This window comes from Candidatus Poribacteria bacterium (assembly GCA_021162805.1).
Taxonomy (GTDB): domain Bacteria; phylum Poribacteria; class WGA-4E; order B28-G17; family B28-G17; genus JAGGXZ01.
The window spans coordinates 1-13,531 of record JAGGXZ010000162.1; the positions used below are offsets into that span (position 1 = coordinate 1).

Genomic DNA, 13,531 nt, shown 5'->3' on the forward strand with positions numbered 1-13,531 from the left:
GGAAGTCGCTTCTTCTGAGGCTCACGCTCTCCTGTGGCAGCCTCTCTATCAGAGAGACGTGATCGGGCTTTATCCCGAATAGCAGTTGCACGATGGAGTATCTTGCAATCTCCACTGTGACCTTTGACGCCACGTCGTAGCGCATCTTTTCCCTTCTTAGGAGCGAGGAGTTCTACATCTCATTCTATCAATGAGATAGGGGGATGTCAAGCGATTTGGGCGCCAGGCCTGGCGCCCCTGTAGGGGCGAGGCATTTTCCCCTGAATGCCTAGCAATTATCCACCCCCCCCGTCCCCTCCCAATCTTCATCTCCTCGTTCCTGGTTCCTCGCTCCTCGTTCCTTCTCAAGGTGTAAAGGCGTAAAGGGGCTAAGGGGTAACATCCTGGGCGCAGCGAAAACCCAGAAGGATGTACGCGGTCCGTGGGTGGTACCTGCTGCGGTACGCCACGCGCAACCACTCCGGATCGTTGTTCCACGAGCCGCCGCGCACAACGCGATATTCGCCTGAGTCAGGACCCTTAGGATTCCTGCGAGGGCTCCTGGAGTAGTAGTTCTCATCATACCAGTCCGCACACCACTCCCACACGTTCCCAGCCATATCATACAAACCGTAGCCGTTGGGCGGGAAGCTCCCAACAGGGGATGTCTCATCCCACCTGTCCCTTCCGCCCGTTCCCCAATAGTTTGTCATGTCGTGGCTGATCTCATCGCCCCACGGGTACCTCTTTCCCACGAGCCCGCCTCTGGCCGCCTTCTCCCACTCCGCCTCCGTCGGCAACCGCTTGCCCGCCCACTCAGCATACGCCACCGCCCCCCACCAGCTCACCTTGATCACCGGGTGATTCTCGTATCCCGACTTCGGACGATACTGACCGCCCACAAATTCGATGAGACAACCCGAATCGTTGATGTCCAAAAGCTGATGTCCCTCATCGTCCTCGTTTCTCCCTATGTCGTTCAGGAACCTCGTATATAGCTCGTTAGTGACCTCGTATTTGTCAATGTAGAAGGCGTCCAGATACACGGTGTGGACGGGGCGCTCGTCGGAGTCGCCCTCGTTGAACGGATCCCCCATCTCGAACTCACCAGCCGGTATCAGCACCATCGGCGCACCGTCCCTGCCCACTATCTCCTTCGGAGGAGCGGTACCCCCTGAGAGCTGCGGAGTGACAACGGGCCGAGGCGGGACATCCACCCTCTCCAAACGCACACCCGCCCATCTCACCCGTTTGCCAGCTATCAGCTTGACCCTCGCTCGCCTCGTCCGATACCCCTCCTTCGAGACGGCCACCGTCACTCTCCGCTCCCCCTCTACCCCGGCGTCGAGATCAATAGTGCACGGCGTCACCCCCACCTTGCGCCCCTCAACATACACCTCCGCACCCTCCGGATCGCTCTCCACGACCAGCGTGGCCACGCTCGCCAGCTCCTCCACCACCGCCCCCTCAGCTTCCCCCTCCTGCGGCAGAAACAGAAACTCCCCCTCGCCCTCCGTCCTGAACAGGGGATGCTGCTCCGCTATCTTCGGAACCACCTGCTTCAGATACGTCCCTAGCTCCCAGCCCGTGATGACACCGTCATCGTTTATATCGGCTATCCCTCTCTCCAGACCCTCCAGCAGCTTGTAGGTGAAAACCCCATGCCCCAGATCGGAACGCTCCGCCGACTGCTCCCCCTTCCCTCCGGCCGTTATCATCTGCTGGACGGGAGCCTCCACAACCTTCCTCAGATAACCCGGTATCCTGGGATCAAGCCCTCTGGATGACTCCAGAACCAACCCGCTGTAGCAGGCGTCAACGATAAAGAGGATGTGCTTGGCGGGAATGAGCTTCGCCGCACGCTTAAGCTCGTCCATCCCTATGCAGTATTGGTAATACTGGGCGGCGTTCGGCCTCCTGGAGAGGTCAACCTTGGCGTCATAGGGCACGAGGAAGCCCATCTCCCCTCCGCCTCTGAGTCTGGGAAGCGTGACGGTCTGTCCGTGCCCTGAAAAGAAAACCAGCACGCAGTCATCCTCCTTCACCCTATCGGGATCGGCCAGCTCTGCCAGGGCGTTCTGGATTCCCTTCTTCGTGGCCCTCTCGTTTGTGAGGATGATGATGTTCTCCTTTGGGAATCCGAATTTGGTCTGTAGCAACTTTGCGAGCTCTGTGGCGTCCGCCACTGCGTAGTTGAGCTGGTATTGAGGGGGCAGGTTGGGGTAGTCGTTGATGCCGATGAGCAGGGCCCATCCGGTTCTGTATACCGTATCGGGCAACTCAGGGGGATGTCTGCCCACGACCCTGATGCCCTTCTGGGCGAAAAGGGTGGCGGTGATGAGCAGGATGATCGGTATGATGAGAGGAATTATGCGTTTCATCACAATCACCTCCCCCTCGGCGGGGGATAAATCCCCGTCCTACGATCTATCTGTCGGGCGACCACATAGGGCCGCTCCTACATCATATTGCGGTGCTTCAACCATCGCCGTGTCCGATCCCATCTCTCTTCCATAACCTTGGGGCAAAATCAACACCGTAGGGCGGCACTTTATGTGCCGCCGAAATGCGGCGGGGGTAAAGGATCTGCCCTACGATGAAGCGTCTCCACGTCGGATAACTCCCTCCTTCTTATCCTCCTTTCCGTCAAAACCGTAAAAAACCCCTTTATTTCATCGGGGTGCTTTCCTAAAAAATCCAAAACTGCCCTTTTACTCACTTCGTTATCCGATATCCTCACCAGTATGACACCGAGCACCCTCCGTCTAGATCTGTATATCAGTTCTCCGAAGTCCTTATCGAAGGTCATAATAACCCGAGATTCGTCGATTGACAGTGAGATGATTTCTTCGTCGTTCATACCTCGACGTATCTCTCTCACCCATACCACATCATAGCCAGCTTCCCTCAAAGCTTCAACCAAGCATCTTGGGGCGTTCTCATCCACAAGCAAGCCGGTCATGTCACAAACTCGATTATCTCCTCATTCGCCACCAGTTCATAAGCGTAGATTATGGCTGCCTTTATATCCTCCTCCGTTATGTCATACTCGCGTATGATCTGTCTGAAATCGTAACCTGAGGCGAGTTTCTCAAGGATCAGCTCGACGGATATCCTCGTCCCCTTTATCACAGGTTTCCCGCATAAAACCTCCGGGTTGATCTCAATCCTGTCTAACAGATCGACCTTCATCTCGATTACCTCCGGTGTTTTCGCCTTTCTTGAATCCTCCTAACGTTCTAAAATAACCCCTGGGATTTCCGATCATAACCCATCACTCATCACTCTTCTTCACCTAAGGTAGCATAACCTGGGACAAAATCAACACCGAAGGAGCTGCCCTACGGTTCATCCATTACTGAACCACCTCCCAGAACGCGCACTCCCCCTGTCCTGTGAAGACCATCAACGCTCCTCTCAAAGGATACCTAGCCTGCGGACGTACCTTATCCATGTATCCTCTCAACAGCTCCCTTCCCTCCTCCTTCACACGAGCAAGCATCCCCTCCAGATCCTCTCCCCTCACATACTTCAACTCCAACACCCACTCATACCTTCCATCAAACGGTTCCATCCCCCTCAGGAAAACGTCAACATATCCCCTCTCAACCTCTAGCTCGCTCTGAACGTAATACAACCTGCTCAGATGTAGCAACGTCAATATGTGAACCTTAAGATGCCCCTCCCTGAATCCACGCATGTCCCTGTTTGACAACACCTTCCCCAAAAAATCCTCAACCATCCTCACCAACCCCTCTATCCTCCCCTCGTATGCCATCTCCACCAACGCCATCTCCAGCCTGTGAACGTCAACCCTTACCCTCTCCCTCCTCACCAGATCCTCATAGAGATAACGGTAATACAGCTCCCTGATCACGTAGTTCGGCATCCCGAACCGGTACATCCGCCCAAGGGTACCCTCCATCGTGACGAAGCCCATGTACAACAGCAACGAGAGAAGATCATCCCGGTCAAACTCCCTCTCCAGATTGAACTGAGTCGTCAGGTTGCCGTAGGCCGCATCCTCCTCCAGCAACTCGTTGATCACCTCCATCCCCTTCCTCGCATCGAACAACTGAAACAGGTTGCCTATCTTGCGATAGTCAGAGGCTATGTTCACGTCTATCAACTCCCTCGGAGGCCGACAGTATCTCCGGTAGTCGGATAGGTAATACAGAACCATGTCGGGGTGCTACGTGATCTTCATATTTCTCAGAAGCATCGTATCTCCGGTAGTCGGATAGGTAATACAGAACCATGTCGGGGTTGAAGAGTTTGACGTCATCCGCCTCCGCGCAGAACCGGTGTCCGTTGTAGTAGTCCGACATCTGGGAGTAGATCTCATCGGGGTCTGCGCTGCAGTGGGAGCAGACCTCCCAGATCAGCCTCCTGGTCTCATCCTCCGTGAAGCCAAGCATGGGGTGGAACTCCTCATCAAGGGAGAGGTTCCTGGCGATGTTGAACCCACTAGTGAGGGAATCGAGGGTGATGGGGGTGACACCGGTGATGAACATCCTGTCAATCACACCGTCCCTCGCCCCTGTCTTGAGAACCTCGTAGAACTTTCTGACGAACCCCGTTCGGGAGACGAGTTCCCTGAACATGTCGAACCGGAAGGCCAGAAGCTCGTTTGCGAAGTGGTCGTACTCATCCACGAGAAGGTAGATCTTCCTCCCCGTTTTCCGCCTTACCCTTTGTATCAACTCCCCCACCATCCTCTCCGGCTCATTGATGTTCAGGATCTCATCTCTGTCCTCAACGCCGAGGAGGTCCTCATACTTATCCCAGAAATCCTCCACCCCAAGTTTAACCTTCCCCCGGAACCCCTGATAGGTGCTTTCCCTCGTTGTGGTGTCAATCCCGCTGAAGTCGAAGAGGAGGATCATATAGCTGTTATGCAAGGGGGTGGGGTTCGCCCCGATGTGGAAATCGCCGAACAACATCTCGAACTTGTCAGCGTGTTTCAGGTCATAGTAGTATTCCAGCGTGGATACAAAGAGGCTCTTGCCGAACTTGCGGGGACGGAGATAGAAGATGTAGGGCTCCCCTGCGTCCTCAAGCTTTCGGATGAACGGGGTTTTGTCGACGTAGATATAGCTCTCAGCAGCTATTTTTGCGAAGTTCGGTATGCCGTAGGGCAACTTGTATCTTTTCAGGGTGACTCACCACCTGCAATTATACTTCGTAGTGCCGCCAAAATACTGGGCGCAATGCCTTGCGCCCCTACCGACCGCTCGGCAGGACGTTTTACATCGTAGGGCGGCACTTCATGTGCCGCCGCATCCGGCGAGGTAACCACAGGGGGTTACCCCTACGATTCCGAATGGGACGATCTCGGAAAAATAAAAATCACCCACGCAGCCCAACCGTAGGAGCAGACCCCCGCGTCCGCCCATCATACTTGATCCTCAGTATAGCAGATACGAAAGGGCGCGTCAAGATGGGCGAACAGGCACGTGGATCTACCCCCGCATCCTCCTAAAACCGAACGATCCTCACCTCCGGGTAGTAGAAGCCCAATATCTCCCTGTAGCTCATCCCCCCCAAGGCCATGTTCTGGGCGCCCCACTGGCTCATGCCCACGCCGTGGCCGTATCCGTAGCCGGATATCTCAAGTCCATCCTTTCCGAGCTTCAGCCTGAAAAGCGTGCTTTTGACCCTCACTGGGTTGAAGAGGCGGCGGAACCGTCTCGCCGATACCCTCGATCTCCCCCCTGAATGTCGTATCTCCAGCATCCTCGCCCTGCCGGTGGAATCCCGATCCACCACCCTGATCGCTCTGACCTTCAGGTTCGGTATGCCGAGCAGATCGGAAAGTTTTCCTTCAAGCGTGCCCCTCGGTAGGCTCACCTTCCAGCGGTATACGGGCGAGTTTCGGCTGTAGGGGTCCTTGACGCTCACCAGATACGGCAGTCCGACACCCCACGTCTCTGAGGAGTTGGCCGTGATTCCGCCGCTGTTGGAGTGATAGCATGCCGTGGCGAGATCATCTCCGAAGAGCATCACCTCGCCCCTTGTCTCATCCACGGCCCTTCTGAGTTTCTCAGTTTCGACGTCGGCGCCGCCGTAGACCTGGCTATTTCCTGTGTCATCCAGGTCATAGAGCGGGTTTTTCGAGTTACGCTTTCTGCTCAGCGCGAACGTCCTGGCCGCCACCGCCTGCGCCTTCAGCGCCTCGATGTGCCAGCTCGCCGGAACCTCCATCGGCAGGACGCCGTAGAGGTACTCCTCCAGCGGAAGCTCGTTGACTATCAGAAGGGAATCGCCGACGGGATAAAAACGGAGCTCCCCCCGGTATCTGGTGCCGTTTACGCTGAGGGGGTCTCCGTCAGCGCGGATCGAAATTGAATCGGCGAAGAGGTCGGTCGGCGTCAGATGAAGAGCTCCCCCATAGGCCGATATCTCGATCCTCTCACCCCTCCGGAGGCGCATCCGTTTCGGGTTTGATCCCACCTCGACCGTAAATTCGGAGTCACATGAGACCCTTGCCAGGATCACGCCTTTGAGGATGGCCACCCTGACGGTATCTGCTTTCGGTATCGGCTTCGGCGGTTCAGGCGGACGTTCGGGTTTCTCCCTCATCGCCTCCCTGCATTTCTCCAGCAGAAGCCTGCTGTTGTAGACGTTATAGAAGCTCTCCGGTTTCCCCGCAAATTCCCTCTGCAGCCGCTCTATGAGTCCAATGGCCTCCTTGTATCGCCCGAGCCTGTAAAGGAGCAGGGCGGATCTGTAGAGGGCGTCATCGAGCAGATCGCTTTCAGGGTAACCCGAGATCAGCCTGGAGTATTCCCTGAGCGCTTTCTCGGGTTGGTCGAGCATGGTGTTAAGGGTATCGGCTATGAGAAGCTGGGCCTTGGCTTTGAGAAGGGGATCGTCGCCGAGCTGGACGATCTCGCGGCAGACGCCTATCGCCTCGAGATATCTCCCCAGGCGGATGAGATCCTTGGCCTCATCGAGCTGCTCAGAGGAGGAGGCAAGGATGAGAAGGATAGCGATCAGGTTGATGAAGAACACGGTTTTTCCCCCTGTCGCCCACATACGGGGCAGGCGCAAGGGCCTGCCCCTACGGTCAGCGTGCCAAGATCGCCATCAGCTTCCTCAAGGCCAGAAGGGCGTCCGCGCCGGAGATCGGATCGTTAGGATGAAACTCCCCCGTCTTCACATCCGCGCTGAGTATTCCCCGGGTCGAGACGAGCAATATGGCATTGTAGCCGTAGCTTCCCGATGGCACGTCGGGGAAGGGCGATGGGCTGCCGACGAACCTGGTCTTCAGCTTCTCCTCGCCCGTCGTCGCGACGAGGATGTTCTGGACGGCCACGGCGAGGTCAACCCTTCTCATCGGATCGTCGGGACGGAACGTGTGGTCGGGGAACTGCATCATAACTCCCATCTCCACGACAGTTCGTATGTATTTCTCGGCCCAATGGCCGCCGATATCGACAAGGTCGGGGACGTTCCTCCGCGATTCGGGCTCCTCCTGCACTTTGCCCTGTACCATCAACCTATCCAGCTTCAGCTCCTCGATCAGCAGAGCACAGAAATCGGCCCTTGAGATGGTATCCTTGAGGCAGATCTCCTCACCGTGCTTGGTTCCCGGTGCAGCCCGTTTGATCTTATCCGCCTTCTCCCACATCCTATCGGCATCGGCGTGAGCCGGGTTCTTCTCCAGGGCCTGATAGAACCACCTCTCGGCGTCGTCGAACTTATGCTCCCGCATGTATGAGAGCCCCATGTAGTAGTAGGCGTCCGCGTAGTCGGGATTGACGTCGCGTGCCTTGAGGAATCTATCGCGGGCCGAGTTGGGCTTGCCCTGGGCGAGGTATACCCTCCCCATGCCGACATATGCCGGGGCATAGTGCTTGTCCTTCTTCGCGCTCTTCCGGAAGTACTCCATCGCCCCCTTTAGGTCGTTTTGAGCGAGTTTGACGAGCCCTATCCCCTCATACGCCGGGGCGTAATCCGGGTCGAGCCCTTTAGCGCGCTCGAAAGAGGCCAGGGCCTTTTCGAGATCGCCAGCTTTGAGATATCTCATCCCGATGTTGTAGTTATACTCCGGCGTATCCGTGACATCCGCAGGGGTTATGGTCGGCTTCTGTCCGCATCCCAGGACGGATGCCAACGTTAAAACGAGTGATGCTAATATGAAAAACCTGAACCTCATTGCCTTTGACCTCCTAATATTTGTCTCAAGGCATATTATGCCGGACAAATGTCCGCTGTCGGCAGATCGCCGTCCGCCGTCAGTTGGGTTATCCCGCTTATTGTGTTATTGCGTTCATTGAGCTTACAGAGTTGTGCGCTTTGCTTAACGCAAATAACGCAACGAACGCTCAACGCAATAGCAGATCGGGACCATGGACAGCGGACGTGACCCTTGACTCTCGACTGTCTTATATAGACAACGCAATTCGGAGGAGTTTATTTCACGATTTTCGGCACCGTCGTGAAGGTGCAGATCGTCTGGGCGATCAGGGATTTCGGGACGGGGATCAGACCCCGCAGTTTGACGCTCAGGCTTCTGGCGGACTCCTCCACCTCGGGGAACGGTTTACTTCGGGCCAGTTTGAGCTCCTCCTCGATGTCGGGGAACTGATGCGTGCTCGCGACCGCCAGGAGCGTCTCAGGGCCGAACGGCTCGGTCACGATGAGATCGAACCCGTAATCCCCCTCCGGTATCCGGTACACCTTGTCCCCCTTGACCCTGTTATCCGCGTGCCATCGGTTAGGGAAGATCAACCTGGGCTTCCCGCCCGCGGGGATATCGTAGATCTTGACGTAGCAGTCCATGTTCGCCCTGAACAGGATGAACAGCCTTTCCCCCGCGGCGTAGGTCCCCCCTTCGCCCCTGTCAACCCACACCTTCACCTTAAGGCCCTTCCCCTCATCCTCACTTTTCTCAGGTTTGAGGAGCTTCTCATCGCTCACCGCCTGATCGAACCTTTCGGGTTTTATCCGGACGTTTTCAGGGATGGATCTCATAGGGATGGAAGTCGAACAGGTGAACTTCCGCGTGGTGCCGACCTTCACCAGGCACGCGCTTACCCTGACGGTATCCCCCCAGATGGCATAGGAGCCGGTCAGGATTGCCTCCAACCCTTTCAACTTGCCGATCGGCGGCGCGGTCTCGGGATCGAAGAGATCGGAGAGCGAGAGGTCGAGCTCCTTAAGTATCCTGTCGAGTTCCCTTCTATCCAGCAGCTCGAAGGATTTCAACCCGCTTATCGCGTCCTCGAGTTGGCGTTGGAGGAAGTAGGCGAAGGCGCTTGCGAATTTGGTCTCACCGTAGGTGAAGTTCCCCACGGACACCCTCATCGGTCGGCCGCCTACGCCGGCCTTCTCCGAGAGATCGGCCACGAGCTTCTCGACAGCTCCCTCAAACTCATCCGATACCGCAGTTAAGGTCGAGATCAAGAGGAGAAACGGCAGAATAACGAAAATAACCTTTATCCTCATCCCCTCAGCCTCCTCAATCTAACGCTTTAATCCCACCTATACCTCCCGACCTTATCGGGGTTTCCGGTAGCGGTGAATATCAGTCGTCCCGTTTTCACGTTCAGGATATTTACCCTCACTCCGGAATCGGCTTTTTTGACGAGCACGATCGCCTGTGTTCCGAGCATTTTACCGATTCTCGCCACGGTGTCAAGGTCAAAGAGATCCGAGATCTCCAGGTTCAGGTTCTCCAATATACGGCTCAGCCTGTCGGGGTCATGCGCTATCACGTGGTATTGGGAGTCGGCTGACCGGACGAGCCCCATCTCGAACTGGCGTTCCGGCTCGGTCATCCCCTCCTTACCCCGGGGCAGAACGGTGATCCGCTTTATCCCCTCGGATCGGAGGAGCGATCTGACGGAGTTCCAGAACCGGAACTGTTCCATCTCCCCCTTTGAATCCATCGGATGCAGGCGGTCGAGGGGCAGCATATAATCCCGTTTCGGGTCTAAGCAGAGGATCTCCTCGTAGATTATCCGGCCCGTTTCGGCGTGGACGAGATGGAGGTAGAGCCTGATCTCGGCGGGCGGGAATTTGAAAAGCTCACCGCTGACGATGACCTGCGCTCCGAGGGCCTTCCCGAGCCTTGCGACCGTGCGCTGGTCGAACAGATCCGACATCTCGAAGGCGAAGTTTCTCATCAGGGCCTCGATCTCATCGGGGTCCCTCGTCAGCACTATGTATCGGTATCCGGAAAGCCCAATGAGGCCGGTTTCAATCCGCCTCTGATATCGACCTGGCTCGGCGATATCGGGCGGGGATTTAAACGGGAGGACGGCAATGCGTTCCACCTTCGCCTCCCTGAGCTTATCGTCTACCCTCTTCCAGAACTCGGCCTCATAGGCCCTGTATCTCCATGTATCCTCCGCCCCCCAGGCGAGGAGCGGAAGAAGCAGGAGAGGAAGAAGCAACAACCACGTTATCTTCCTCATGATCTATTCTCCCCATGTGTTTTCCCGTAAGGGCAGACCTGTGAATTCGTAGGGCGGCACTTTATGTGCCGCCGTAATATGGCAGGGGTGAAGGAACCGCCCTACGGGGTAACCACGGGGGGTTACCCCTACGATTCCGAATGGGACGATCGCGGGGAGATCACCCATACGCCTCACCGTAGGGGCAGGCCCCCGTGCCTGCCCGTGGGTATTACCGAGCGGTGGAATCGGCGGAGGGGATAACGGCCATGGGCAGGTTACCGTCATATCGCCCCGTCAATACCGGATGCTGAGCGTCCCCGGTCTCCCGCCTGACCTTCTCCCTCACATAATCGCCTATCTCCTTCAACGTCACCATGCCATCACCGTTCTCATCCGCCCTCCCTTTCAGCCCCTCAAGCAGACACCACGTGAAAACCCCATGTCCACCTCCCCATCGCTCATCCTCCATAGATCGCTCATTCTCTCCCGATGCGGTCAATACCGCCGTGCTCTTCGATATCATCCCCAACTGGTGCAGATACCTGTTTATCGGGTTCTCTCCCCTCAGCATCGCCACGACCTCCTTGCCCACCCCACCGCTGTGGCACGCGTCAGCTATCACCACGACCTTCTCAGCCGAGATATATCTCTCCAAAGCCGTCCGTATGTCCCACATTGGAAACGCCGTGGCTGACAGCTTCCTCACCTTAACGTCATACGGCAATAGATACAGGTTCTCCTCCCTCTGCGGGTCGGGCGCCCCATGTCCGGCGAAGAATATCACCACCATGTCCTCCTTCACAGACCTCCCCAGAAAGCTGAACAACGCTTCCTTCATCTTCTCGTACGTCGCATCCTCGTTCAAAAGCAACTTCACGTGGTCTTCGGGGAAGCCTCCTCCCTCCTCCGAGCGTAGGAACTCGTAAAACGCCGTCGCATCCGAATCCGCATATTTCAAGTTCAGATTCTCGTCCGAATACCGAGAAATCCCTATCACCACCGCCCACCTCTCTATCTCGCCCATCTCCGCTATCCCGCTCGTTATCCTGAACCTCAGCTCCCCTACGTTCCCTTTTCCGTCAACTGCGAGGATCACCACCTCCCTCTCCCCCGCTACCTGAAGCGTCCGCCGGAACTCCACCCCCCCGTCGATCTCCTCCGTCTGAGCCCTCTCGCCGTTCACCTCGACATACGCCACGCCCGACACATCCAAAGCCAGCCCTCTCACTCTGCACTCCCTCACCTTCGGCACCACGGCTATCCCCCTGCCCATCATCGTCGGCTCGATTATCACTATCCTCGGCCCCTCAGAATCCTCCTTCGCTATCTGGGGAAGCTGCTTCAGAACAACTCCGCTCGCCTTCCCCTCAACCTTCACCACCACTGGCTCCTCGTAGCTCACCTCCATGTAGATGTCAAGCGGTATCTCCCACTTGAACCGCTCCCTCGCGTCCTTGACCGAGACCGAGAGGGGGAGCTTCCTCCCCCTGAACCGCCTGTTCACCCTGAAGGCGAAGATAGCCTTTCGCCAATCCCCCGAGCTTATCCCCCCGATGTCCTTCTGCTCCCCCTTCACAACTTGGACGTTCGGGTCGGAGGAGACCAGCCTCGCAGTTACACCCCTCGCATCCCCAAGCCCTACGTTCTGCAAAAAGCAGGTAAGCTCAACCTGCTCCCCAGGCTGTATCTTCCCGTCCCCGTTTCCGCTCGCAAGCCCCGTTGAGCCGTCGTTCAGGATGTATCTCGCCACCCCTATTTCGGGAGGCTGAACCGCCCTCGTCCGAAAGCTCACCTCAACCGGAGTGGCGTCAAACCCTGCGGACTCCAGAACCTCAACTTTCAGCTTCACATCCTTCCCCTCCACATCTTCGGGAGCTATCAGCTTGAACTCTGCGTCCCTCTCCTCCCCAGAGGGTATATCCCCTACGTCCGCCACAGCGGAGGAGAGAAGGAGCATCTCGTAATCCGTGGAGATGACGACGCTCACGCCTTGAGCTTTCCCCCTGCCATCGTTTCGGACCGTTACCTTCAGCGTGGCGGTCTCGCCTGCGTCAAGGAAGCGGTTTCCGTCCGCATCCGAGAAGGAGACCGATGCGGACAGGTTCGGCGGGAACTCGGTCTTTACGATTTGGGTGGGCTTAGCGGAAGCTCCGAATGGGAAGTCCCTCCCGCTTTTCGGGTCTTGGATGACGAAATCGTAGAACTCCCACTCAAGCTCCTCGTTCAGCCTGCACTTAGCCTTTACTACGAGTTCGTCCTTCCTCCTTTTGAAATCGGGAGCGATGTCAATCGGGACGTGGACGTTCTCCGTCCGTCCCTGAACGGTGATTGGGAAGGTCTCGTTGTCCGCATCGTAAGCGCCTATGCGGTCAACTTTGAGCAGGATGGTTACCTTATCCGTAAGCTCACGGATTTGCGAGTCAAGCTTTGCTGTCTCCGACTTCAGCTTTGCGAGCTTGGCGGAGTACCTCCTTTCCACCTCCTGCTTCAGCAGCTTCCCCTTCCTCAGCCTTGCTTGGTACTGGGCTATCTTCTCAAACTCTCCTCTCGGCTTGAGGTATTCCCTCTCTATCCTAGCTATCTCCTTTTGTTTCTCCTTCTCAATTCGCTTGGGTAGGTTTCGCTTTTCCTCGGAAAGCTCCGACAGCCTTTCAAGCTCGGCGATGTATTCCCTTGTTTTCTCAATCTCCTGCTTAAACTCCGCCTCGTTCTTCGCTGATTTGAACTTTTTCCCAAGCCTGCTAAGCTGTTCAAGGGCGGACTCCAAAAGCCTCGGCGATAATGAAAATACCCTTACACCATATTGTCTAAATTGTGAGGCGAGACCGTATAGGCGGGCGCATTCCAAAAGCCCTGTCCCCTGAGCATCCCCGCGCCACCGAGGCCAGAGGATTTCGCCGATGGGCTTTTCAATCTTCAATAAATACAGCCAGCCGTCCTCGCTTGCAACCGCTATCTCCGCCCGAGCATCTCCGTCCACATCCCCTATCGCAGGGGAACTTTCCACATTACTACCTGTCTTGAACCTCCATTTCTCCTTACCGCTCCTTCCTGATACGCAGTAGAGGTTATGATCTGCACTTCCCACAATCACCTCCATCTCCCCATCACCGTCCACATCCCCTATCGCCGGAGAGCTTAAAATA

At 56.5% G+C, this 13,531-nt stretch carries 10 protein-coding genes; all 10 read right to left on the bottom strand.

Going from position 1 to position 13,531, the window contains the following annotated elements; translation table 11 throughout:
* Positions 1-368 precede the first annotated feature (368 nt).
* Positions 369-2,360: an SUMF1/EgtB/PvdO family nonheme iron enzyme gene (locus J7M22_12465; GenBank protein MCD6507419.1), complete on the bottom strand. Its 1,992-nt coding sequence runs from the start codon at positions 2,358-2,360 to the stop codon at positions 369-371.
* 170 nt (positions 2,361-2,530) lie between these two features.
* A complete protein-coding gene (locus J7M22_12470; protein MCD6507420.1) occupies positions 2,531-2,941 on the bottom strand; it encodes a DUF5615 family PIN-like protein in 411 nt (136 codons plus the stop codon).
* Positions 2,938-3,171 carry a DUF433 domain-containing protein gene (locus J7M22_12475; protein ID MCD6507421.1) on the bottom strand — a complete coding sequence of 78 codons (234 nt, stop codon included), beginning with the start codon at positions 3,169-3,171 and terminating at the stop codon, positions 2,938-2,940. The genes J7M22_12470 and J7M22_12475 overlap by 4 nt, the downstream gene beginning before the upstream one ends.
* Positions 3,172-3,334: 163 nt before the next feature.
* The gene (locus J7M22_12480) at positions 3,335-4,099 is read right to left on the bottom strand and encodes a PD-(D/E)XK nuclease domain-containing protein (GenBank protein MCD6507422.1); all 765 of its coding nucleotides are present in this window, start codon (positions 4,097-4,099) and stop codon (positions 3,335-3,337) included.
* Positions 4,083-5,120, bottom strand: a complete 1,038-nt coding sequence (locus J7M22_12485; protein ID MCD6507423.1) for an AAA family ATPase — start codon at positions 5,118-5,120, stop codon at positions 4,083-4,085. Before J7M22_12485 ends, J7M22_12480 begins: the two co-directional genes overlap by 17 nt.
* 337 nt (positions 5,121-5,457) lie before the next feature.
* Positions 5,458-6,993 carry a SpoIID/LytB domain-containing protein gene (locus tag J7M22_12490; protein MCD6507424.1) on the bottom strand — a complete coding sequence of 512 codons (1,536 nt, stop codon included), beginning with the start codon at positions 6,991-6,993 and terminating at the stop codon, positions 5,458-5,460.
* Between the two features lie 55 nt (positions 6,994-7,048).
* Complete coding sequence (locus J7M22_12495) at positions 7,049-8,140, bottom strand: tetratricopeptide repeat protein (GenBank protein ID MCD6507425.1); 1,092 nt, start codon at positions 8,138-8,140, stop codon at positions 7,049-7,051.
* A gap of 257 nt (positions 8,141-8,397) precedes the next feature.
* Complete coding sequence (locus J7M22_12500) at positions 8,398-9,432, bottom strand: DUF4384 domain-containing protein (GenBank protein ID MCD6507426.1); 1,035 nt, start codon at positions 9,430-9,432, stop codon at positions 8,398-8,400.
* 26 nt (positions 9,433-9,458) lie between these two features.
* A complete protein-coding gene (locus J7M22_12505; protein MCD6507427.1) occupies positions 9,459-10,403 on the bottom strand; it encodes a hypothetical protein in 945 nt (314 codons plus the stop codon).
* 211 nt (positions 10,404-10,614) lie between these two features.
* Positions 10,615-13,531, bottom strand: a 2,917-nt coding sequence (locus J7M22_12510; protein ID MCD6507428.1) for a caspase family protein, incomplete at its 5' end; no start/stop codon positions are given.